The 23,482-nt window shown below is 53.5% G+C and carries 19 protein-coding genes and 1 pseudogene; 15 read left to right on the top strand and 5 right to left on the bottom strand.

From position 1 onward, the window contains the following. The first annotated feature begins 8 nt into the window (after positions 1 to 8). From mutL to BM040_RS07705, 4 genes are all read left to right on the top strand, one after another. Complete coding sequence (gene mutL / locus BM040_RS07720) at positions 9 to 1,868, top strand: DNA mismatch repair endonuclease MutL (RefSeq protein WP_092099923.1); 1,860 nt, start codon at positions 9 to 11, stop codon at positions 1,866 to 1,868. 128 nt (positions 1,869 to 1,996) lie between these two features. After that, positions 1,997 to 2,776: a rhomboid family intramembrane serine protease gene (locus BM040_RS07715; protein WP_092099922.1), complete on the top strand. Its 780-nt coding sequence runs from the start codon at positions 1,997 to 1,999 to the stop codon at positions 2,774 to 2,776. 6 nt (positions 2,777 to 2,782) lie between these two features. Further along, a complete protein-coding gene (locus BM040_RS07710) occupies positions 2,783 to 3,688 on the top strand; it encodes a rhomboid family intramembrane serine protease (RefSeq protein ID WP_092099921.1) in 906 nt (301 codons plus the stop codon). Positions 3,689 to 3,846: 158 nt separating this feature from the next. Next, positions 3,847 to 6,450, top strand: coding sequence for a BamA/TamA family outer membrane protein (locus BM040_RS07705; protein ID WP_092099920.1), 2,604 nt, complete (start codon positions 3,847 to 3,849; stop codon positions 6,448 to 6,450). A gap of 1,004 nt (positions 6,451 to 7,454) precedes the next feature. Here BM040_RS07705 and mdh read toward each other — a convergent pair. Further along, positions 7,455 to 8,393, bottom strand: coding sequence for a malate dehydrogenase (mdh, locus tag BM040_RS07700; protein ID WP_092099919.1), 939 nt, complete (start codon positions 8,391 to 8,393; stop codon positions 7,455 to 7,457). A 167-nt stretch (positions 8,394 to 8,560) separates the two neighbouring features. Further along, positions 8,561 to 9,895 carry a tRNA lysidine(34) synthetase TilS gene (gene tilS / locus BM040_RS07695; protein ID WP_092099918.1) on the bottom strand — a complete coding sequence of 445 codons (1,335 nt, stop codon included), beginning with the start codon at positions 9,893 to 9,895 and terminating at the stop codon, positions 8,561 to 8,563. A 132-nt stretch (positions 9,896 to 10,027) separates the two neighbouring features. Between tilS and BM040_RS07690 the strand changes: the two genes are divergently transcribed. The 8 genes and pseudogenes from BM040_RS07690 (at position 10,028) to BM040_RS07655 (ending at position 18,801) form a co-directional block, all read left to right on the top strand. Next, positions 10,028 to 11,710: an OstA-like protein gene (locus BM040_RS07690; RefSeq protein ID WP_092099917.1), complete on the top strand. Its 1,683-nt coding sequence runs from the start codon at positions 10,028 to 10,030 to the stop codon at positions 11,708 to 11,710. Positions 11,711 to 11,781: 71 nt separating this feature from the next. Next, complete coding sequence (locus tag BM040_RS07685; RefSeq protein ID WP_245756134.1) at positions 11,782 to 12,609, top strand: outer membrane protein assembly factor BamD; 828 nt, start codon at positions 11,782 to 11,784, stop codon at positions 12,607 to 12,609. 11 nt (positions 12,610 to 12,620) lie between these two features. Further along, positions 12,621 to 12,950 (top strand): DNA-directed RNA polymerase subunit omega, encoded by a 330-nt coding sequence (locus BM040_RS07680; RefSeq protein ID WP_092099916.1) that lies wholly within the window; start codon positions 12,621 to 12,623, stop codon positions 12,948 to 12,950. Positions 12,951 to 12,959: 9 nt separating this feature from the next. Beyond that, positions 12,960 to 14,163 (top strand): annotated as a pseudogene (coaBC, locus tag BM040_RS07675) (bifunctional phosphopantothenoylcysteine decarboxylase/phosphopantothenate--cysteine ligase CoaBC). Beyond that, positions 14,156 to 15,061 carry a type IX secretion system protein PorD gene (gene porD, locus BM040_RS07670; protein ID WP_092099915.1) on the top strand — a complete coding sequence of 302 codons (906 nt, stop codon included), beginning with the start codon at positions 14,156 to 14,158 and terminating at the stop codon, positions 15,059 to 15,061. Before coaBC ends, porD begins: the two are co-directional and overlap by 8 nt. A gap of 73 nt (positions 15,062 to 15,134) precedes the next feature. Further along, on the top strand, positions 15,135 to 15,365 hold the full coding sequence (locus BM040_RS07665; RefSeq protein ID WP_092099914.1) for a hypothetical protein: 231 nt from the start codon (positions 15,135 to 15,137) through the stop codon (positions 15,363 to 15,365). 837 nt (positions 15,366 to 16,202) lie between these two features. Beyond that, on the top strand, positions 16,203 to 17,900 hold the full coding sequence (gene recN / locus BM040_RS07660; protein WP_092099913.1) for a DNA repair protein RecN: 1,698 nt from the start codon (positions 16,203 to 16,205) through the stop codon (positions 17,898 to 17,900). A gap of 88 nt (positions 17,901 to 17,988) precedes the next feature. Continuing rightward, positions 17,989 to 18,801, top strand: coding sequence for an enoyl-ACP reductase FabI (locus BM040_RS07655; protein ID WP_092099912.1), 813 nt, complete (start codon positions 17,989 to 17,991; stop codon positions 18,799 to 18,801). Between the two features lie 440 nt (positions 18,802 to 19,241). Here the strand turns inward: BM040_RS07655 and BM040_RS07650 are convergent, their stop codons facing one another. Together BM040_RS07650 and BM040_RS07645 are read right to left on the bottom strand one after the other, a co-directional pair. Continuing rightward, on the bottom strand, positions 19,242 to 19,613 hold the full coding sequence (locus tag BM040_RS07650) for a cupin domain-containing protein (protein ID WP_092099911.1): 372 nt from the start codon (positions 19,611 to 19,613) through the stop codon (positions 19,242 to 19,244). Positions 19,614 to 19,637: 24 nt separating this feature from the next. Continuing rightward, positions 19,638 to 19,883, bottom strand: a complete 246-nt coding sequence (locus tag BM040_RS07645; protein ID WP_092099910.1) for a Kazal-type serine protease inhibitor family protein — start codon at positions 19,881 to 19,883, stop codon at positions 19,638 to 19,640. 187 nt (positions 19,884 to 20,070) lie between these two features. On the opposite strand from BM040_RS07645, the gene BM040_RS07640 reads away from it, so the two are divergent. The 3 genes from BM040_RS07640 (at position 20,071) to BM040_RS07630 (ending at position 21,693) form a co-directional block, all read left to right on the top strand. Beyond that, positions 20,071 to 20,496: a YtxH domain-containing protein gene (locus BM040_RS07640; RefSeq protein ID WP_092099909.1), complete on the top strand. Its 426-nt coding sequence runs from the start codon at positions 20,071 to 20,073 to the stop codon at positions 20,494 to 20,496. 148 nt (positions 20,497 to 20,644) lie between these two features. Next, on the top strand, positions 20,645 to 21,055 hold the full coding sequence (locus BM040_RS07635) for a YtxH domain-containing protein (RefSeq protein ID WP_092099908.1): 411 nt from the start codon (positions 20,645 to 20,647) through the stop codon (positions 21,053 to 21,055). Between the two features lie 218 nt (positions 21,056 to 21,273). After that, positions 21,274 to 21,693, top strand: coding sequence for a YtxH domain-containing protein (locus BM040_RS07630; protein WP_175491016.1), 420 nt, complete (start codon positions 21,274 to 21,276; stop codon positions 21,691 to 21,693). A gap of 76 nt (positions 21,694 to 21,769) precedes the next feature. Here the strand turns inward: BM040_RS07630 and lysS are convergent, their stop codons facing one another. After that, on the bottom strand, positions 21,770 to 23,314 hold the full coding sequence (gene lysS, locus BM040_RS07625; protein ID WP_092099907.1) for a lysine--tRNA ligase: 1,545 nt from the start codon (positions 23,312 to 23,314) through the stop codon (positions 21,770 to 21,772). Between the last annotated feature and the right edge of the window lie 168 nt (positions 23,315 to 23,482).

The following is a 23,482-nucleotide window of genomic DNA, read 5'->3' as shown; positions in this document are numbered from 1 at the left end:
AAAAGCGGATGCCCGATATCATACACTTACTGCCTGATTTTCTTGCCAACCAGATTGCAGCCGGCGAAGTGGTGCAACGGCCTGCCTCTGTGGTGAAGGAGCTGTTGGAGAACGCCATCGATGCGCAAGCCACCAGCATACAGCTGATCGTGAAGGAGGCAGGCAAACAACTGGTGCAGGTGGTGGATAACGGCCTGGGCATGACCGAGACCGATGCCCGCATGTGCTTTGAGCGCCACGCGACTTCTAAAATCCGCACGACCGACGACCTGTTCCGCATCCGCACCATGGGCTTTAGGGGCGAGGCGATGGCCTCCATTGGCGCGGTGGCGCAGGTGGAGCTTAAAACCAAGCCACACGGAGCCGAAACGGGCACGAAACTGCTGGTAGAGGGCTCGGAGGTAGTGGCGCAGGAGCCGGTCGTAACGCCGGAGGGCACTTCCATTGCCGTAAAGAACCTGTTCTACAACGTGCCTGCCCGTCGCAACTTCCTTAAATCCAATGCCGTGGAGATGCGCCATATCCTGGAGGAGTTCCAGCGGGTGGCCCTGGCTTACCCCGATGTTTCCTTCACGCTGCACCACAACGACACAGAGGTGTTTAACCTGCCGGCCACCAAGCTGAGCCAGCGCATTGTAAGTATACTGGGCAGTACCTATAAAAACCAGATGGCTTACTGCGAGGAAGACACAGGCTTTCTGGTAGTGAAGGGCTATGTGGGCAAGCCGGAGCACGCCAAGAAATCGCGGGGCGAGCAGTTCTTCTTCGTCAACAACCGCTTTGTGAAGAGCGGCTACCTGAACCACGCTGTGATGACGGCCTTTGAGGGACTGGTAGCCAAGGAGACCCATCCGTTCTACGTGCTCTTCATCGAGATTGACCCGGAGAAGATCGACATTAACGTACACCCCACGAAAACTGAGATTAAGTTTGAGGACGAGAAAACGGTGTACGCCATTGTGCATGCGGCCGTGAAGCGCGCCCTCGGTGCCTATAACATTGCCCCCTCGCTCGACTTTGAGCAGGATGTGAACTACGCCCCTTTGCAACCCATCAGCCTGAAGGGCGGCTTTAACAGCGAGTTTGAGCCAGACCGAAAAACAGCAGGAGGGAGCAGTGGCAGCACTTCTTTCCCGGGCTTTACGCCGCCTGCCACCACCCGCCGGGCCACCTCCAGGGGCTGGGAGCAACTCTACGAGCCCATACGCGAGACGGGGCAGGAGGAGCAGGCAAGTATGGCACCTGCCGAAACCAGCCTGCTGAGCGATGCCTTTGCAGCCCCGGACGCAGCGCCGGCCTCGGCCAAGAAGGCCATTCAGATACATCAGAAGTATTTACTCGTACAGGTAAAATCGGGGATGATGGTCATTGACCAGCAGGCGGCCCAGGAGCGCATCCTGTACGAGAAGTATATTGCCTCGCTGCAGAAGAAAACCGCTGCCTCGCAGGCGCTGCTCTTCCCGCAGACACTGGAGCTATCGGCTACCGATGCCGTGCTGATAAAGGAACTGGCAGCCGAGTTTAAGGACATGGGATTTCAGTTTGAGGACTTTGGCGGCAACACCATTATCCTGAACGGCATACCGGCCGATGTACAGGCCACTGATGAAAAAGGCTTGCTGGAAGAGTTGATAGAGCAGTACAAGAACAATTCGGCTACGTTGAAGCTTGAGAAGCGGGAAAACCTGGCCCGTGCCATGGCCAAGCGCCTGGCTGCGCGCTCGCAGGCGCGTATGAGCGACTTTGAGATGAACGCCCTGGTGGATAAGCTCTTTGCCTGCCAGGTGCCGAACTACACGCCCGGCGGCCAGAAAACACTGGTGATCATGGAGCTTGGCCAACTACACGATCTATTTCTGAAAGGGTAGAGTAAATACCAACAAGTTGAACGTTTAATCGTTGATTCAGAAGCGTAACGCACCTGGGTTAATTAATGAACCAAAGTATAAAACCAAGCCGTGCCGGGGCGGTTATACTTCCATAAAAGAAAAATCGCATGTTCAATATCACCCCTATGGTCAGGAATCTCCTGATCATCAACGTGGTTGTCTTCCTGCTGCAGATAAACGGCATCATCGACCTGCAGACGTTTGCGCTGCATTATTTCGGTTCCGAGCTGTTCCGGCCGGTGCAGCTGTTCACGCACATGTTTATGCACGGCGGCTGGGCCCACTTGTTCAGCAACATGTTCAGCCTCTTTATCTTTGGCCCCTTGTTGGAGCGTTTCTGGGGCTCGCAGCGCTTCCTGATGTTTTACCTGATTACGGGCCTGGGAGCCAGTCTTTTATACTCCGGCGTGCGTGCCTATGAGCTGCATGATCTGGAAAATGAAACGGCCATGTATATAGCTAACCCGGAGCCGATGGCCTTCTACAACTACATGGAGGACCACTACAACGGCCGCTACAACACGCAGTTCGCAGTAGAGTACCGCCGCAATCCGGATAACCCAACGTACATAGAAGAAAGTAAGGAGGCCGTGCGTTATGTGTTCGGGCAGGTATTCAACAGCCCGATGCTGGGTGCCTCAGGTGCCGTTTTTGGTATACTGATGGCCTTTGGCCTGCTGTTCCCGAACCTGGAGCTTTTCCTGCTCTTTTTGCCCATCCCGATAAAGGCCAAGTACTTTGTGCTGCTCTACGGGGGGTACGAATTGTATGCTGGCTTTAACCGGGTGCCCGGTGATAACGTAGCACACTTTGCACACCTGGGCGGCATGCTGTTCGCGTATATACTTGTAAAAATGTGGCAGCGCAACGATTACAGTAATTACTAAGGCATAATGAGTATAACCAACGATATAAAGAACGCCTTCCGGCAACCCAACAATACGCTTAAGCAGCTCATAATCATCAATGTGCTGGTGTTCCTGGTTTTCCTGATCATCGGCACGCCGCTTAGCTGGATGGGTTATGGCTGGATAGAGAAGTGGGCGCTCTACTATTTGTCCCTGCCGTCGCAGCCTATCGAACTGCTCACGAAGCCCTGGACGCTGATCACCTACTTCTTTACGCACGAGGGCTTCTTCCATATCCTGTTTAACATGCTGAACCTGTACTGGTTTGGCATGATGCTAAACGAATACCTGGGCAGCCGGCGGTTGCTGAGCCTGTACGTGCTGGGCGGCCTGGCCGGAGGTTTGCTTTTTATCCTGATGTATAACCTGCTCCCGGGCTTTACTATGCGTAGCGGCCAGCTGATAGGGGCGTCGGCCAGCGTGCTGGCCATCGTAGTGGCGGCGGCAACGCTGCTGCCGAATTTTACTTTTAACCTGATCCTGATTGGGCCTGTCAAGATAAAGTATATAGCGCTTGCGCTGGTGCTGATGTCGTGGGCGTTTGCGCATGAGAGCAGCGGAAACGCAGGGGGTAATATCGCCCACTTGGGTGGCGCACTGATTGGCTGGATATTTATAAAGCAGTTGCAGCGCGGCTCCGATATGGGAAGGCCCATCCTGGCGGTTACCGACTTTTTTACCAACCTGTTTAAGCGGAAGCCCAAGCTGCGGGTAACCCACAGCAGCTTTACAGGCGCCAAGCCGCAAGCCAACGGAAGCCGCAGCAGCAAGCCCGCCCGCCCGGATCAAAACGAAATCGACCGCATCTTAGACAAGATATCCAGCTCTGGCTATGAGAGCCTTTCAAAAGAGGAGAAGCAAAAGCTCTTCCAGGCAAGCCAGAAAGACTAAAGCGCAAAACGGCACCTGCAAAGGGTGCCGTTTTTTGTTGGCTCAAACCTGATAAGTAACAAAGTATGAGCCCCTGCGGTGCAACGGCAAGCGCAGCAGGAGTTGCAGGTAAAACCCTGTAGCAGCATATAAGTATAATGTGCAATCATACTTTACTTATGACATCAAGTAGAACAAAGTACAAAAAGTACAATATAAAGACACTTTTGTCTGTCCTCTTCCTGGCATGCTGTTACAACGCCACAGCACAGACTATAGCACCCCAGCAGGATAGCATCATCATCGCCATAGCCCCAGACTATAACGACGTAAGCAAGAGCCACCGCTTCTGGTTCGGCGACAACTACCGCGAGCTTTGGGCCACACCGGTTAAAATGAGGGTGCTACGGCTGGACGAGGAGCAGGGCGGCCTGACCGTGCTGAAGCGGGGTGGGGGCCAGCAGACCAAATCGCTGCGCCTGCAGGATGCCACCGGCAAGGAGTGGGTGCTGCGCACGGTGCAGAAAGACCCGGAGAAGGCGCTGCCTGAGAACCTGCGCGCCACAGTGGCCAAAGACATCGTGCAGGACCAGATATCTGCCTCACACCCTTTTGGCGCCCTCGTGGTGCCGCCCCTGGCCGAAGCGCTGAACGTGCTGCACACCAATCCCGAGATTGTGTACCTGCCTGACCATCCGGCCCTGCCAGACTCAGTGGCAGCGTATGCCAATGCCGTTTACCTGTTTGAGGAGCGTGAGCCCATTCGCCATGGCGTTGATACAGACAATACCGAGAAAGTACTGGAGAAGCTAAAGGAGGACAACGACGACCGGGTGAACCAACACGCTGTGCTGCGTGCCAGGCTGCTGGACATTGTGGTAGGCGACTGGGACAGGCATGAGGACCAGTGGCGCTGGCGTGATCTGGAGGATGAAACAGGCAAGCTCTACGACCCTATTCCCCGCGACCGCGACCAAATCTTCTTTAAAAACGAGGGAGTGATCCCGAAAATCGGATCCCGCAAGTGGATCATGCCCAAGTTCCAGGGCTTTGATCCGGAGATACGCAGCATAGAAGGGTTCAACTTCAATGCCCGCTACTTCGACCGCATGTTCATGAACCAGCTCAGCGAGGAGGACTGGCGGCGGGAGGTGCAGTATGTGCAGCAGCAGCTGACAGACGAGGTGATTGAGCAGGCCATGCGTCGCATGCCAGCCCCAATTTATGAACAGAGCGGTCCTGAGCTAGCCAGCATCCTGAAAGCCCGCCGCGACAACCTGATGGAGCAGGCCATGGTCTATTACAGGTTTCTATCCAAAGCCGTGGATGTGCCGGGCTCAGACAAGCACGAGGAGTTTGTGCTCAACTACCTGCCCAATGGCGATATCCACCTGCAAGTGTACAAGATAAAGAAGGAGCGCGACCGCGACCGTCTGCTGATGGAGCGCACCTTTTCTCCTGCCATCACGAACGAGCTGCGTCTGTATGGCCGTGGCGGCGAGGATATTTTTAATGTACAGGGCAGCGGCAAATCAAGTATAAAAGTGCGGATGATAGGGGGCGATGGCGTGGATGCCTTCAAGGCGGCGGATGACTTCCGAAACAAGGGCAAACTGCTGATCTATGATCGCGCTGATGAGGAAAATCTGATTCCGGATAAAGGTATGGCTAAAATCCGTACCTCCACCGACACCATCGTGAACAACTACGACCCGCGTAGCTTTAAGTATAACGTCCTGATGCCGCTCGGCACGGTAGGGTATAACCTGGATGATGGCGTGCTGCTGGGCCTTGGATTTAAGTATACCAAGCACGGTTTCAGGAAGGAGCCTTATGCGGCGCAGCACAAGCTGATGGTGGGGCATGCCCTGGCTACCAATGCCTTTTTCGGCAACTACGAGGGCGACTTCCCGCGCCTGATCGGCAAGTTTGATCTGGGCGTGGAGCTGGATGCCCGAGCCCCGAACAACGTCAGCAACTTCTTTGGCGTGGGCAACAACACTGAGTTTATTGATACCGGCAGCAAGCCCATCCGCTACTACCGCACCCGCTACGACTTTATAGAGGGGCAGGCGGTGCTTCGGCGCCAGCTCTCGCAGCGCTTCCAGGTATATGCCGGGGTAACAGGTCAGTTCTTCAGCATGCAGCCCGGCGACAACGAAGGGCGTTTCATTAACCTGTACCAGGCAGAGAACCCGGAGGAAAACCTGTTTAAGAGCAAGTACTACGGCGGTTTTGTCGGCGGATTTACCCTCGATACACGCAACGATGCCATACAGCCTTCCAGCGGTATTTACTGGTCTACACGTTTGCGTGGCCTTGCCCAGCTAAACGACGAGCAGGAAGAGTATGGGCAGCTGCAGTCGGAGCTGGGGGTATACTTCAGGCTGAGCGAAAGGTTGGTAGTGGCTAACCGCATTGGCGGCGGCACCACCTACGGCGATCCGGCTTTCTTCCAGCTTTTATACTTAGGCGGCACCAACAACCTGCGCGGCTACCGTAATTACCGCTTCGCCGGGGACCAGATGGCCTTCCACAACCTGGAGCTGCGCCTCAAGCTGTTCGACTTCACCTCCTTCCTGTTTCCGGGCACCTTCGGCCTGATCGGGTTTAACGATGTGGGCCGCGTGTGGTCGGATAATGGCGATGACGGCGGCGGGCTGCACCACGGCTACGGCGGAGGCATTTACGTGCTACCGGCACAGCTTATACTGTTGCACGGAGTAGTAGGGGTCTCCGAAGACGGTGTGTTGCCTTACTTTTCGGTAGGGTTCAGGTTTTAAGGTGATAGGTTCTTGAAGTGGCAAGTCCAACCGCCCTTGGGTAAGTATAAAACCCCACCCCAACCCTCCCCTAAGAACAGGGGAAGGAGCATTCAGCAGTGCCGGGTCCAACCACCCCTACCCCTCCTTAGCCAAGGAGGGGAGTCTGTAGTTACTGCTGCTGAAGTATAAGTATCATAGTCAAAGTATAAACACCCCTGTTGAGCGGAGTTCGCAAACGGCGAACTCTCGTTCTTGTTTGTCCTCAAGGGAACAGGTTATACTTGCTCCTTACCCAGTCATCTCGAGCAGCGCGAGAGATCTATCGGGAATACTTTTTGCTTTCTCCCGAAGGTCAAGAAGACAGCAATGGCAGCGGAAATCGTATTGCACCCTTTTTTGTCTCCGCAACTGATTACACCCCTGTGGTCCCCTCAAGGGGACAGCCTATACTCGTTCCATAGCAAAGGCAGCGGCTATCGAAAGATTCCCAGCCTTTGGGTGGATCGCCTCGAGAGGTTCCGGTGACGAGCGCAAGCGAGGCAGCCCGAGGCACGAGGGCAGGAAGCGAAAGCAGCGCGATGCCCGAAGGCGAGGCCTCCCGGCCTGGGAGGGAGCCAAGCTGGCTATGGAAAGGTGGGTTTGTGGGAACTAGAGGAACAGTGGAGTTTTGGAAGTATAGCTTGTTTCAATTGGAAGGAAGCGGTGGCTAAGCATAAACCGGCAAGAATAAGGTATAAAGAATGGCGTTTCAAGCCAGTTGGGTTGCAACCCCGCGCCAGCGGAGGGACAGGGAAGTTTAAAGGATAGCTGAAGTTATAAAATCCTGCAAATCCATTAATCCTGAAAATCCTGATTCAAACAAGTATAAAGTATAGCTGTCCAAGTTGGTCTGGTGACAAGCTCAACATCATCAATAGAGCACAAGTATAAATCCCTGTATCAGAGAAGAGTTATGGAGAAAACAAAAACGCCGCTCCTGCAAAGAAGCGGCGTTTTCGGTATCAACAAGTATACTTCTATACTTATTTGGCAGCGTTGATATTATCCAACGCGTCCATCACCTCTTTCACGTGGCCGCGAGATGTTTCCAGCAGTTGCTTCTCGTCGTCGTTCAGCTGCAGCTCAATGATCTTCTCGATACCGTTCTTGCCCAGGATTACCGGCACGCCCAGGTACACGCCGTCAATACCGTACTCGCCTTCCAGCTTCACACAAACCGGGAACACACGGCGCTGGTCGCGCACGATGGCCTCCACCATTTGAGCAGCCGCAGAACCCGGTGCATACCAAGCCGAAGTACCCATCAGTTTTACCAGCTCGCCACCACCGTTTTTGGTGCGATCTACAATGGCATTCAGCGTTTCCTCGTCGATTAGCTCTGTTACTGGGATACCGCCCACTGTAGTATAGCGCGGAAGCGGAACCATGGTGTCGCCGTGGCCACCCATCAGCACTGCCTGGATGTCTTTTGGAGATACGTTCAGGGCCTCTGCCAGGAAGGCACGGTAACGCGCTGTGTCCAGGATGCCGGCCATACCCATTACGCGGGTGCGTGGCAGCTTGGAAGTGATGTGCGCCGCATACGTCATCACGTCGAGTGGGTTAGAAACCACGATGATGATAGCGTTTGGCGAGTGCTTTACAATGTTCTCAGTTACCGACTGCACGATACCCGCGTTGGTAGAAATCAGGTCGTCGCGGGTCATGCCGGGCTTGCGTGGCAGGCCGGAAGTGATTACCACCACGTCAGAGTCAGCGGTTTTGCTATAATCGTTTGTTACGCCTACTGTGCGTGTGTCGTATAGGTTGATAGGGGCTTTCTGCCAGATGTCCAGCGCCTTGCCTTCCGCAAAACCTTCTTTAATATCCACTAATACTACTTCGTTCGCGATTTCGCGGTAAGCCAGCACATCGGCGCATGTAGCCCCAACGTTACCCGCTCCAACTACGGTTACTTTCATGGTCGGATATAATTTTGTTATAGTTTTAGAATCAGTTAACTCCGGTAAAATTAGAAAAATCTATTTGGAAAAACTTTGTTTTTGGACAAAAGACTATTAGATAAAAGACAAAGGATTTTTGGGTTTTCTACCATGGCGTCTTTTGTCCTTTGTCAAAATTTCCTTTGTCAAGAAGCCATAGGCTTCATCATAATCTCCACCACCCGCTGCGTTTTTTCGGTTACTTTAAACCGGTTATCCAGGCGCTGGTTTACTACCCAGGCCACCGACTGGTCCGAGATTAACAACAGTATACGGTCTTTAAGGTTGGCTGGTATTTTCTTGTCGATGAGGAAATCGCTGATCTTTTTCTTGCCGTTCATGCCCAGCGGCACAAACCAGTCGCCCTCCTGCCAGGCACGCAGCTTCAGCGGGAAACGGAGCTGGTCGGCATCCAAAGCGGCCACATGCGGTTTGGTGTTGAGTTTATACTTGCCGGCATCCACATACTTAATGCTAAAGTATAAATCGCCTGCCTGCACCTGCGTGTCGCCTTCCTGTATCAGTATACTTCCGAAGCTGCTCAGGTTGCGCGGCGTAATCACCAGCTGGTCGCGGTCCTTCACCAGGGTATGGGTAGGGGAGTCGAACTGCTTGCCCGACAGGCCATCGAGCGCCTCCACCAGCTCCAGCACCACGCTGTAGCTGAAGTTGAAAGGCCGCAGCAGTTCGTGCAGCACCACCGGCAGGCCCGTGGCGTTTTGCAGCGGCTTCAGCGACACGTACCAGGCATTCTCGGCCTCTTTTATACTTTGCTCGCGCAGGTTTTCGATGTAAGCCGCAACGATACTTTTGGCATGGCTCACGCGCTCGGCCGTGTGCTGCATCGTTTCCTCTAGGTTCGGGTTTATCTCCTTCAGCACCGGAATCACCTCGTGGCGGATCTTGTTGCGCTGGTACTTAGTCGTCTCATTGGAGGTGTCCTCGCGCCAGATCAGCTTGCGCTCTGTCACGTACTCGTAAATATCATCCTTGGTGATAGAGAGCATGGGGCGGATGATGTGGCCGTTTCGAGGAGGGATGCCGTGCAGGCCTGCAATGCCGGTGCCTTTGGTCAGGTGCAGCAATATGGTCTCGCTCAGATCGTTACTGTGGTGAGCCGTGGCGATGTAGTCGTAGCCTTCCTGCTGGCGTACCCGCTCAAACCACTCGTAGCGCAGGGTGCGGGCCGCCATCTGTATGGAGAGTTTCTCCTGATCGGCAAAGGCGCGGGTGTTGAAGTTCTCGGTAAAAAAGGGCACGTCATACTTTTTGGCCAGTTTTTTGACAAACAGCTGGTCGGCCTCGGCGTCCTCGGCGCGCAGCCCGAAGTTGCAGTGCGCCACCGCGAAATCATACTTGAGCTGGTGCAGCACCTCGCAAAGCACCACCGAGTCAATGCCGCCGCTTACGGCTACTAAAATTTTACTGTCGGGCTGGCATAGGCCGTGTGCCTGTATATAATCCGAAACTTTCTGAAGCATAGGAGAGGGGCTGGTAAATTTTTTCTACTTTTGAATTTATATTTGACAAAAGAACTTTTTGATAAAGGACAAAGGACGGATGCGTTCGCTGGTCTTTTGTCAGAGTGTCTTTTGTCTTTTGTCGGATAAAGAATGAACTACGCAAAAATACTGCTTTCTCTTGTCTTTACGCTGTTTGCGCTGGCAGTTTTCGGGCAGCAGGTGACGCCGCCGCGTCCCGTGCTGAAGCCGCAGAGCCAACAGCCGCCACGGCAGACGGAGCGCACGCCCGTGGACCTGCAGCAGGCCGACAGCCTGATTGGCGGTACGTTTAACGGGCAGCGCATCGACAAACTGATTGGCAACGTGATCTTCAAGCAGAAGGACGGCACGCTGTACGCCGACTCGGTGTACCAGTACAAAGAGAAAAACATGCTGGAGGCTTTCGGCAGCGTGCGCATCAACCAGGCTGATACGGTGAACATTACCGGCAAGCGCGCCACCTACAACGGCGACACCCGCACAGCCACCATTATTGGCGATGTGGTGATGCGCGACCCGCGGATGACCCTGACCACCCCCAGCCTCGTCTATAACCTGAACACCCGCACGGCCACCTATACCGAGGGAGGCGTGATTGTGGACCCGGAGAACCGCCTGGAGAGCCGCCGCGGCGCCTACAACACCGAAACCAAGATGTTTGACTTTGAGCAGAACGTGAAGGTGAAAACGGCCGACTACGACATCAAGGCGCAGAAGATGCGCTATAACACGCTCACCAAGGTCGTATACTTTCAGGGCCCCACCTTTATCGAGGGGCAGCAAGGCGACTTGTATGCCGAGGAGGGGACCTACAACACCATCACCAAGATTTCGAACTTCGGGCGCAACGCCTATATCCTCACCGACGAGTACCGGCTGGGTGGCGACAAGCTATACTATGACCAGAATACCGGTTATGGCTTTGCCGAGCGAAACGTGTCGCTGCGGGCCCTGAAGGACGACGTGACGATACGCGGCGCCATTGGGCGCTACTGGCGCGACAGGGGCGAGGCCAAAGTATACGGTAGCCCCGTGATGGAGACTATTATGGAAGGCGACACGCTCTTTTTGTCGGCCGACACGCTCTACTCGCAGGAGCCACGCGGGGAGCGCACGGCAAGTATGATTTACGCCTACAAGGATGTGAAAATTTTTAAATCAGACCTGCAAGGCAAGGCCGACTCGCTGAGCTACAACCGCACCGATTCCATCATGCACCTGAACGTGAACCCGGTGCTCTGGAGCGAGGAAAGCCAGATGGTGGCTGACACCATCCACATCCAGCTGCGCAACAAGACCATCGACCGCATGTACATGTACAGCAACGCCTTTATCTCCTCGGAAGACTCGCTGCAAAATTACAACCAGGTGAAAGGCCGCGACATGACCGCTTTCTTTGTGGGAGGCGACATCCGGCGGGTGAACGTGAACGGCAACGGCGAGAGCCTATACTTTGCACTGGAGGGCGATACGGTGCTGACGGGAATGAATAAGGCCATCTGCAGCGACATGACGCTGATGTTCGCGGAAAATAAACTCAAGCGGATTTCGTTTCTGGTGCAGCCCGATGCCAGTTTCATACCGCCGCACGAGTTAGGGGAGGACGACAAGCAACTGGAGGGCTTTACCTGGATGGCGGACATCAGGCCTACCAAGGAGCAGGTGCTGGCCAAGCAGCCTGTGCCGAAGGCCGGAGCAGCGCCTGCGCCCAAGCCCGCGGTAAAAGCCCCGCCGGTCGAAAAGACTACCAAGGCCAATGGAAGGAAGGCCAGACTTAGAAAAAACAGGCAGTGACGAAGAAAGACCTGCCATCCAACGGAATCTCTTTTGTAAATCAAATGGATATTGTATAATTTTGCCCGTTCATGAATAGAGGCTTTTTCCATAGTATCGCACTGTTTTGCCTGTTGCTGCTGGCCACCGGCTGTAGCAACTTTCAGCAATTGCTGAAGAGCAACGATGTCAGCAAGAAGTATCAGGCCGCGCTCGAGTATTATGAGCAGGAGGAATATTACCGCGCCTCTCAGTTGCTTGACCAGGTAACCGACCTGATGGTGGGTACAGAGGAGGCTGAGAAAGCCCAGTTCTACCGCGCCAAGTCGCACTACATGCAGGGCAACTACATCCTGAGCAACGCCTACTTCCGCACCTTCTACACTACCTACCCGCGCAGCCCGTTTGCCGAGGAAGCGATGTTCCTGCAGGCGCAGTCGCTCTACGAGCAGTCGCCGAGCTACCAGGAGGACCAGACGCCAACCCTGACGGCCATTGAGGCGTACGAGGAGTTTCTGGTGCGCTACCCGAACAGCGAAAGGGTGGAGCGCGTGAATATTGCGCTGGAGGAGCTCTATACCAAACTCGACCGGAAAGACTTTAACCAGGCCCGCCTGTACTATAAACTGCGCTACTGGCGCTCAGCGGCCGTGGCCCTGAACAACTTCCTGCAGGAGCACGCTTCCTCGCCGTATGCCGAAGAAGCCGCCTTCCTGAGGCTGGACGCCCAGTTCCGTTATGCCCAGGAAAGTGTGCCGGATAAGCAGGAGGAGCGCTACGACGTGGTGCTGGACTATTTCCAGGCCTTTGTAGATACTTACCCGGAAAGCCGCTACAAGCGTGATGCCGAGCGCATCTTTGAGGGCGTGCAGGAGGCACTGGGAACCATCAGAAAAACAGCAAACAATCAGAATTCATAAATTATATATACATGGCAGTAGTTCCATCATCAATCGTTACCCGCAACATGGCCGACTTTGCAGAGCAAACCGGCAACGTGTACATGTCTGTGGCAGTTATTTCTAAAAGAGCTAACCAGATTTCCGTGAAGCTGAAGGAAGAGCTGAACTCTAAACTGGCTGAGTTTGCCACCACCGTGGACAACCTGGAGGAAGTGTTTGAGAACCGCGAGCAGATCGAGATCTCCAAGTACTACGAGCGCCTGCCGAAGCCTACCAGCCTGGCTGTGGAGGAGTTCCTGGAAGGAAAGGTGTACGTTAGAAAGCCAGACGAGGAAACAGAGGAGGACATCAACCTGTAATACAGGCGGATGCTGAAAGGTAAAAAAATCATATTGGGAGTTAGCGGAAGTATAGCGGCTTACAAGGCTGCCCTGCTTATCCGGCTGCTCGTAAAAGCAGAAGCAGAAGTGCAGGTCATTATGACGGCTTCTGCTTCTGACTTTATAACCCCTCTTACGCTGGCCACCCTCTCCAAACGGCCGGCGCTTAGCCAGTTTGTGAAAGGCGAAACGGGCGAGTGGAACAACCACGTGGACCTTGGCCTGTGGGCCGATGCGTTGGTAGTGGCCCCAGCCAGCGCCAACACCGTGGCCAAGTTTGCCAACGGCCTCTGCGACAACCTGCTCAGCGCTACATACCTGTCGGCACGTTGCCCCGTGTTTCTTGCCCCTGCCATGGATTTGGACATGTACCAGCACCCGGCAGTGCAAAGCAACTTTACCAAGCTGCGCGGCTACGGCAACCGTGTGATAGAGGCGGGCTATGGCGAACTGGCCAGCGGATTGGTAGGGCAAGGGCGCATGGCAGAGCCGGAGGAGATTGTACAGGTGCTACAGAATTTCTTTTCAGGTGACAGAAAAATCGTTTAAGGGCAAGACGGTACTTATCACGGCAGGCCCAACCTACGAGCCGATTGACCCGGTGCGCTTTATCGGGAACCACTCAACAGGCAAAATGGGTTATGCCCTGGCCGAGTGCTTTGCCGCCCACGGAGCTGCGGTACAACTGGTTTCCGGGCCAACCAGCCTACACACCAACCACACCAACGTCGAAGTAAAGCGCGTAACCACCGCCGAGGAGATGTACAAGGCCGTGCTGAAACGGGCGGATGCCGCCGACATCTGGGTGTTTGCCGCCGCAGTGGCCGATTACCGCCCCAAAACAGTGGCCGATAAAAAGATAAAAAAAGCCGGCGACGAGCTGACGATTGAGCTGGTGAAGAACGTTGATATTGCAGCGGCGCTGGGCAAGGAGAAAGAGGAGTGGCAGTTTTCGGTGGGCTTCGCCCTGGAAACCGACAACGAAGCTGCCAACGCCCGCGAAAAGCTCCGCAAAAAGAACCTGGACATGATTGTGCTCAACTCGCTCAAAGATCCGGGAGCAGGCTTTGCGCACGATACAAATAAAATCACTATCATTGAGGAAGAGGCCACCCATACCTTTGAGCTTAAAAAGAAAAGCGAGGTGGCGCAGGACATTGTAGACTTAATCTGGAAGCGGACAAATGGCTAAAAAGGTACTTGCTTTGCTGATGCTGGTTTTCACCGCCTGGGCCGCCCGGGCGCAGGAGCTGCAGTGCGACGTAGTAGTCAACAGCGAGCAGGTACAGTACACCGACAGGCAACTGTTCACGGACATGCAGACGCGCATCTCCGAGTTTATGAACAACCGCCGCTGGACCGGTCAAGCTTACAGTGCCGATGAGCGCATCAAGTGCCGCATCCTCATCAACCTCACCGAGATGCCGGAGATCGGCACCTTCCGGGCCAACGTGCAGGTACTCTCCGTCAGGCCGGCCTATGGCACCGGTTATGAGTCCGTGCTTTTCTCCTTTATCGACAAAGACTGGACCTTTCAGTTTAACACAGCCCAGCCACTCGAGTTTGCCGAGAACAATTATACTTCCAACCTGTCGTCCATGCTGGCCTTTTATGCCTACATGATCATCGGGATGGATAACGACAGCTTTGGCCGTTTGGGCGGCTCCCCCGCATTCGACAGGGCCCGGGCTATCCTTAACCTGGCGGCCTCGCAGGGCTCCGGCTACCCCGGCTGGCGGGCCTTCGACAGTAACCGCAACCGCTACTGGCTGATTGACAACGTGCAGGATCCGCAGTTTCTGCCTTTCCGTGAGGGACTTTATACCATGCACCGCCAGGGGCTGGACCAAATGGCCGAAAAACCCGAAGAGGCGCGCCAAAACGTACTAACCATGTTGGCCAACCTTCAGCGCCTGCAGCAGCAAAAACCCAATTCTGCCATACTTTATGCCTTCTTCGATGCGAAAGCTGATGAACTGGCGAACATGTTTAAGGGTGCCACTCCAGCACAGAAGCAGCAGGCTTACACCATCTTATCCCAGGCAGACCCAACGAATACCAGCAAATACGAAGTTTTGCTAAAACGCTAATATTTTTAGAATTCCGCTAAAAGCATGTATCTTCACGGCCAGAAAATTGCCGTCGTGCTTTATACTTGCGCCCATGGGAAAACGCCAGTTCCGTATTTTCAGAAAAGACCTGCTTAGCCGCCGCTTCGAGCTGCTGCAAAGCCCCGCCGTGCAGGTGGTGCTGCGCAGCAAAGTAGTACTTGCTGGAAAGCTGAAAGAGCTGGACGAGAAAGGGGCAGAGCTGCAGGATTTGCGCTTCAACTACCACACTTTCCGGCTGGAGCAGGTGGAGGAAATGATCTACGACGTGGAGGCACCGTACTAAAAGTATAAAGTATGGGAGCGAAGCCTATCCAGGTATAAAGTAGAGGGTTCTAAAGTATAAAATGAAGTATAAAGTATAGAAAAAGAACTGCTGTTCCGGATTTGCCATCCGCGTGTTTGCCAGTAGTAAAAGCCTTTACTAAGCGGGTTACAAATCCGCGGCTATTATACTTTCGGATTGCATATCCGAAAGAGCGGGTATAAAACGAAGTATAAAGTATAGATGTGCAGCCGGGAGACCGTAAGTTTATACTTTAAGAACACCTCAGGCAAGTATAAAAGTATACTTTCCTCTCGCTATTGCTAAAAGAAAAAACCTTTCCCAGTTTTTCCAGGAGGCGCCTTGTGAGATCCGGTGCCCGTTTAGGGCATGCCGAGCGGAGCGAGGCAAGGAGGGAACACAGCGCTGAGTGGGAAAACGAGGCCTCCCGGCCTGGGAGGGCAGAAAGGTAGAGATGCAACTGTAGGTTTGTAAGGTTAGAGGATGAGCGGCTGTATGAAAGTATAGCTTAGCTCCAGTTGCAGCAAGCAGCGGCTATGAAAGTATAAACCGGCAAGTATAAAAAGGCACGAGCTACAAGCTCGCGCCAGCGAAAGTATAAATCACCAAGTATAAAAAGTATTGCCAAAGTATAAAGTATGGCTTTTCAAGCCACTCGGATTGCAAACTCGACACAATCGTAGGGCACAAGTCTGAAGACTTGCGCCATTAACGATAGCCGAAGTATAACTACAGTATAATCCCAAACACCGTACTTCAAAAAAAGAGCAGAAATAACGAACTTTAGCATAGGCAAAAACTCTTACATCTATTGCTATAGTCTTGCGTCCATAGTATATGCTGATAGATCTTAAAATAAAGAATTACGCCCTGATAGAGAAGCTCGAGATGAACCCCTCGCCGCTGCTCAACATCATCACGGGTGAGACAGGTGCCGGTAAGTCGATTATGCTGGGGGCTATTGGCCTTTTGCTGGGCAACCGCGCCGATACCAAGCTGCTCTTTAACCAGGGGGAGAAATGCGTGATTGAGGGCGTGTTCGACATCTCAAGCTATCACCTGCAGGAGCTCTTCACCAAAGAGGACCTGGACTTTGATAACCAGTGCATCCTGCGCCGCGAGATCAGCCCGAGCGGCAAGAGCCGTGCCTTTGTGAACGACACGCCCGTGACGCTGGATGTGCTGCGCAAGATAGGGGAGAACCTGATGGACATTCACTCGCAGCATGACACCCTGCAGCTTGGCGATACAAGCTATCAGCTCAACATCCTGGATATTTACGCGGGCAACACGGCGGCGATGGGCAACACGACCTTCGATATTTACGCCGGAAACCTCTCGTACCTGCATGCCTACAACCAGAGCTACCGCACCTACAAAAAGCTTGAAAGCGACTATAAAAAACTGACCGACCAACTGGCGCAAGCGCAGAAGGAGCACGATTACCATGCCTTTTTGCTCAATGAGTTGGAAGAAGCCGGCCTGCAGGAAAACGAGCAGGAGGAGCTGGAGGAGGAACTCAAGCAGCTGGAGAACGCCGAGGATATCAAGCTCAAGCTGACGCAGGCTGTGCAAAGCCTCACCGACTCTGAGTTCAACATCACCTCCGCCCTGAAAGACACGGTGCATACCTTGGGCCAGCTGGCCACCTTCTCGAGCAAGTATGAGGAGCTGCGCACCCGTGCCGAGAGCTGCATGATTGAGCTCAACGACATTGCCGGGGAACTGGAGGATGCCGAGCGCAACACCGAGGCCGACCCGCAGCGCACGCTGGAGGTGCAGGAGCGCCTGAACCTGATTTATACCTTGCAGCGCAAGCACCAGGTGCAAACCAATGCCGAGCTGCTGCAACTGCAGCGGGAACTGGAGGAGAAGGTAGGCAGCGTGCTGAACCTGGATACGGCCATCACCAACACCGAGAAAGCCATGAAGGAAGCCGAGAAAGAGGTGCTGGAGAAGGCCTCTATACTTTCAGAGCGCCGCAAAGCCTCTTTTGCTACCTTTGAGAAGGAGCTCTACAGCCTGCTGGCTGAGCTGGGGATGCCGAATGCTCGCATCGTGATTCAGCACAACGCCGTAGCGCCTTCCGCCACCGGCACCGATGACATCAGCATCCTGTTCAGTGCCAACAAAGGGGCGCAGCCGCAAACGCTGATCAAAGCTGCCTCGGGTGGTGAGTTCTCGCGCCTGATGCTAAGTATAAAGTATATGCTGGCCGATAAAACTGCCCTGCCAACCATCGTGTTCGACGAGATTGACACGGGTATTTCCGGGGAGGTAGCCGTGAAAGTGGGTAAGATGATGCAGCAGATGGCGCAGAAGCACCAGATCATTGCCATCTCGCACCTCCCGCAGATTGCCGCGCAAGGCGACTCACATTACTTCGTGTACAAGCACGACACCGAGGACCGCACCATCAGCCGCATCAAGAAGCTTAACGATGAGGAGCGCATCAACGAGATCGCCCACATGATTGCCGGTGCCAACCCAAGCGATAACGCCTATCAAAGTGCAAAAGAGTTGCTGTCCTTGTAGACAGGAATTGCTATATTGCTGCTTCGTTTATACTGTCTGATAATTTTGTATTTATAAACGCGAAAAATAGCAATAAACAACTATAGAGATGGCCAACAATCTGCTTAAAGGAAAGAAAGGAATTATTTTTGGTGCCCTGGACGAGAAATCAATCGCCTGGAAAGTGGCCGTACGCGCTAAAGAGGAGGGTGCGGAGTTCGTGCTGACAAATGCCCCTATCGCTATGCGCATGGGCGAGATCAACAAACTGGCAGAGCAGTGCAACGCGCAGATCATTCCGGCCGACGCCACGTCTGTTGAGGATCTGGAGAACCTGTTCACGAAGGCGCAGGAAATCCTGGGCGGCAAAATCGACTTTATACTTCACTCCATCGGCTCAAGCCCGAACATCCGCAAGGGGAAGTCTTACGGCGACCTGAACTACGACTGGTTCCAGAAAACGCTGGACATTTCGGGACTGTCTTTCCACAAGGTGATGCACGTGGCCGAGAAGCAGGACGCCCTGAACGAGTGGGGCTCTGTGGTGGCGCTTTCTTACATCGCGGCGCAGCGCGTGTTCCCGGATTATACCGACATGTCGCATGCCAAGGCCTTGTTGGAGTCTATCGCCCGTAACTATGGCTACCGCCTGGGCAGAATGAAGAAAGTGCGCGTAAACACGATCTCTCAGTCTCCGACTAAAACCACGGCTGGGACTGGCGTGGGTGGCTTCGATGCCTTCTACGACTATGCCGACAAGATGTCGCCGCTGGGCAACGCCTCAGCCGAGGATTGCGCTAACTATACTATCTCCCTGTTCTCTGACCTGACCCGCATGGTAACCATGCAGAACCTGATGCACGACGGCGGCTTCAGCAGCATGGGTATCTCCGAGGATATCGTGGACATGATCAGCAAGTAATCTAAAATTTCGGAGGTGTGAGGATTTGAAAATAATCCCTACTTCTTAAAGTATAAAAAAGTCCCCTGCTAAAGTATAGCAGGGGACTTTTGTTTAATAGCTGGTTTATACTTTGAGGTGAGTCTCTTCCTTGCACCTTTGCTCTCGCTCACATCCCGTGAGGGTGCATTATGGGGTAGCCTCTGGCTACTTTATACTTCAACGATCAACCCACCCCTACCCTCCCAAGAGGGGAATTATTTTACAGTTACAGGAATTCCCCTCTTGGGAGGGTAGGGGTGGGTTTACACCTTCACCTAAAGAGCAAACGCAACCTGGGTATAAAGTATAAACCTCATACTTCACCACGCGTTGGGACTCCACCGGATGCCGCTCACTCGCGGGTCGCGAGCGAGTGTTATACTTCCCCGGAGCATCTTCACATTTCCCAATTCCCAAATCTACGCCTCCTCGCGGTGCACGGCGTTGAAGTCGAAGGCTGGGATGCAGATGGACCAGTACTCGGTTTCGTGGTCGTAGGGGTTGGCGTAGCGGATGCGGGCGCCTGCCTTTATCAGGATAGACTCGCCAGCCTTTACCTCCACTTTCTCGCCATCTATCTCTATCTCCTTCTTCCCCTTCGTAACGATAGTGATCTCGTCAAACTCCGGCGTCTGGTGCGGCTCTCCCCAATGCGGTGGCGCCACCATATGCGCCAAGCTGAAAGCGCTGGTATGGGTAGAGACGTTGCCGAAATGCTCTTCTATCAACTTACCGTCGGTAGTGGGCACCCGGAAGGGCTTGGTCTGTTTAAAGTACTTCTTGTCGCTCATAGGATATGGCATTAAAGGTATAGCCTACTGCTTGTCGTCGCAGGCACCTTTTGTATACGAGGTAACGCCTGCGTTGTCGGCCATGCAGGCGTTGCCGTAGGTTTTGCCATCGCAGCCGCACACAGGGTCGTACTGCATGGTGCAAATAGCGTCAGGGTTAATTTTAGTAGGGTCGATGCAGGAGGCGGAGGCATCTGGGGTTTGGTTGTTAACGCAGCCAGCCAGGGTGGTGGCAAATAGCAGCGCAGAGGCAGCAATTACTTTTTTCATAGTTTAGGTTTGGTTAAAAATATCTACGTATATGGCAGAAAGGGGCTTCTGTATCAACCTGTATCGGCTCGTCCCGTATGTATCTGCGAGTACAAAAATATAGAAATTTAAACGGACACAGCCTGTCTTTTGGTATGATCTGTTTAAAGCGTATACTTCCACTTAACAAATGCAAAATATGAGAACTATGAATCAGATCGATAAAGACAGCGATAAAATACTGGTGGCTACCCTGGCGGGTATTGGGTTAGGCGTAGCGGCGGGAGTGCTGCTGGCTCCTAAAAATGGACGTGATACCCGCGACGAGCTGATGCGACAGCTTAACCGCGCCAGCGACGAAGTGAACAGCAGCGTGAAGCGATGGACCTCAAACCTGAAGGGGAGCGGAAAGAACACCGGCACCAAACCCCAGGAAGAGTATGACCTGGTGATGCACGGATCCTGGGAGGACGTAAAACGCCAGATGAAGCAGAACTACGGTGAGCTGACCGAAGAAGACCTCCGCTACGACAAGGGCCGCGAGCATGAGCTGCTGGACCGGCTACAGGCCAGAATGGGCAAAACGCGCGACGAGATAAAGCGCATGCTCTCCGACATGAACTTTAGCTGGTAAGGCAGCACCTTCCGTCTTAAAGTAAAAATTTTTCTGGATTTTTAGGTAACTATAATAGAATCTCATAGTATATATATAACTTAATGCTGTATAAGCCGTTATTATACTGATAAAGTAGATTTAAAATAGATTATTAACATAAAAGACTATGAAAGACAATAGCGGAAAAGTTTTGCTGGCCATGCTGGCTGGTGCCAGTGCAGGTGTGATAGCAGGTTTGCTGATGGCTCCTGACACAGGTGAGGTTACCCGTAGCAGCATCAAAAAATGGGCTGGCAAAATGAGCAAAGACCTGGAGAAGAATCTTCAGGATGGCCTGGAGGAGATAAAGAAGATGAGCAGCGAAAAGTTCGGCAAATCGGGCGAAGGTAGCAGCGCAGCCGGTGACAACACTGGTGCCAACAAGAGCGCCAGCACTGGCTCCACAGCTACAGGCGGTACATCTTCGTCTTCAGGTAGCACGACTTCCTCTACGGGCAGCCAAACAAGCACAGGCGGCTCATCTACTACAGGAGGAGGCTCAGGCAACACTACTGGAACCACAGGCGGTAACGCATAAGCGGAAGCCTGTCTTTTATTAGGGATAGCGCCTTAACCTGAGCTGTGGCAGTAAGCCAGGCTCGCTGAGGAGGTTGAGGCAAGGCCCGCAAAAACGCCTGTTCCGAAAGGAGCAGGCGTTTTTGTTTGCGCTAACCTATAACAGCCTGCTTGCGTTAAGGTAGGTATAGTTTTGCCTTCTGAGGAAGGCTTTTATGTTTAAATAAATCAGAATCAGCTATGAGAACGCACATGGAATGCCGCTCGCTTGGAGAGAACAAATCAAATTATACTGCTCAGGAGTCAGTGCGACAAATAAGGCAGCAGAGCCCGGAACACAAGAAAAGCAAAGGGAAAAATAGCAGCGGAGGCAGTGGTGCGGTAGCCCTTGGCTTGCTGGCCGGTGCCGCTGCCGGTGCCTTGGCTGGCGTTTTACTGGCTCCCGATAAAGGCACCACGATGCGCCGAAAAGTATCCGATCAGGCCACAAAGCTGGGAGGCCAGGTAAACAAAGGCTACACCACTACCAAGGATAAGGTATCTGACTGGACAAGCAAACTGAAGTCCGGCAACCAAACCGATGGAAACGCCAAGAGAAGCCCTTATGAGGATACCGGTAGCAGCACGCGCAACGCCAATGATATCCCGCCGGCTATGTAGAAGCCACTTGAAAGTATAAAACAATAGCGGCCTGCTATACTTTAGCAGGCCGCTTTTTATGTATAGGAGACTAGTGTTACTGCTGCTCTTCTTCTTTTTTATCGTGTTTCTCCGGCTTCATCTGTGGGAAGAACAGCACATCCTGTATGGAGTTAGAGTTGGTCATGATCATCGACAGACGGTCGATACCAACGCCTAAGCCGGCGGTTGGCGGCATGCCGTACTCCAGGGCGCGCAGGAAGTCCTCGTCCAGGGCCATGGCCTCCACGTCGCCGCGGCGGGCAAGCTCCAGCTGCTCCTCAAAACGGGAACGCTGATCCACCGGGTCGTTCAGCTCCGAGAAAGCGTTGCAGATTTCCTTACCGTTACAGATTGCCTCAAAGCGCTCCACCAGGCCTGGCTTGCTGCGGTGCTTCTTGGCCAGCGGGCTCATCTCCACCGGATAATCGGTGATAAAGGTTGGCTGAATCAGGTATGGCTCGGTTGTCTCACCAAAGATCTCGTCGATGAGTTTGGCCTTGCCCATGGTAGAGTCGGTGCGGATGCCCAATTTCTCTGCTGTCTGGCGCAGTTCGGCCTCCTCCATGTTGGAGATGTCGATCTTGGTGAAGTGCTCGATGGCCTCAAACATAGTATAGCGCTTCCAGGGGCGGGCAAAGTTGATAACATTCTCGCCTACCTGTACTTCCGTTTTACCGTGCAGGGCAAGGGCTACTTTCTCCACCATTTCCTCCACCAGCTCCATCATCCAGTTGTAGTCTTTGTAGGTCACGTAGAGCTCCATCACCGTAAACTCCGGGTTATGGAAGCGGCTCATGCCCTCGTTGCGGAAGTCTTTGGCAAACTCGAACACGCCATCAAAACCACCCACAATCAGGCGCTTTAAGTATAACTCGTTGGCGATGCGCAGGTACAGCGTCATGTCCAGCGTGTTGTGGTGCGTTTTAAACGGACGGGCCGCCGCGCCACCGTGGATAGGCTGCAGGATAGGCGTTTCCACCTCCAGGTAGCCTTTCTCGGACAGGAAGTTGCGCATGGTGCTCACCAGCTGCGTACGCTTCTTGAAAGTCTCGCGCACGTGCGGGTTCACGATCAGGTCTACGTAGCGCTGGCGGTAACGCAGCTCCGGGTCGGTGAAGCCGTCGTGCACAATCTCATTGCCATTCTCATCGATCTCGCGCTTTACAATCGGTAGCGGGCGCAGCGATTTGGCCAGCACCGTCAGCTCGTTTACGTGCACGGAGATCTCGCCCACCTGCGTTACGAAAGCATAGCCTTTTATCCCGATAAAGTCACCGATGTCGAGCATCTTCTTGAACACAGTGTTGTACAGGTCCTTGTTCTCGCCCGGCGCAATGTCGTCGCGGGAGACATAGATCTGGATACGGCCGGTGCTGTCCATCAGCTCGGCAAAGGAGGCCTTGCCCATAATGCGGCGGCTCATCAGGCGGCCGGCCAGCGTTACTTCCTGGTAGTTGTTCTTCTCCTTATCGTAATTCTCCTTTATCTCCTTGGCAGTTGCCGTAACTTCAAATGTCTCAGATGGATACGGGTTGATGCCCATTTTCTCCAGCTCTTCGCGCTCATGGCGGCGGCGCAATTCCTGTTCGCTCAGTTGCATGCGATTTATACTATAAGTGATGTCTAAAAATCAAGCTGCAAAATTCGGAAATAATCGGCAGCTTTTAAAGAGGACCGGTGATTTAAAGTGATTTAACGGATTTATATGATTAACGTGTTCTTGTTTTAGGTGTGTACTGGAAGTTGATGATGATATTGAGCTTTTGTT

This window comes from Pontibacter chinhatensis, assembly GCF_900113285.1.
In the GTDB taxonomy this organism is placed as follows: Bacteria; Bacteroidota; Bacteroidia; order Cytophagales; family Hymenobacteraceae; genus Pontibacter; species Pontibacter chinhatensis.
The sequence above is the reverse complement of the archived record's forward strand: the minus strand, read 5'-3'. Positions and strand labels throughout refer to the sequence as shown.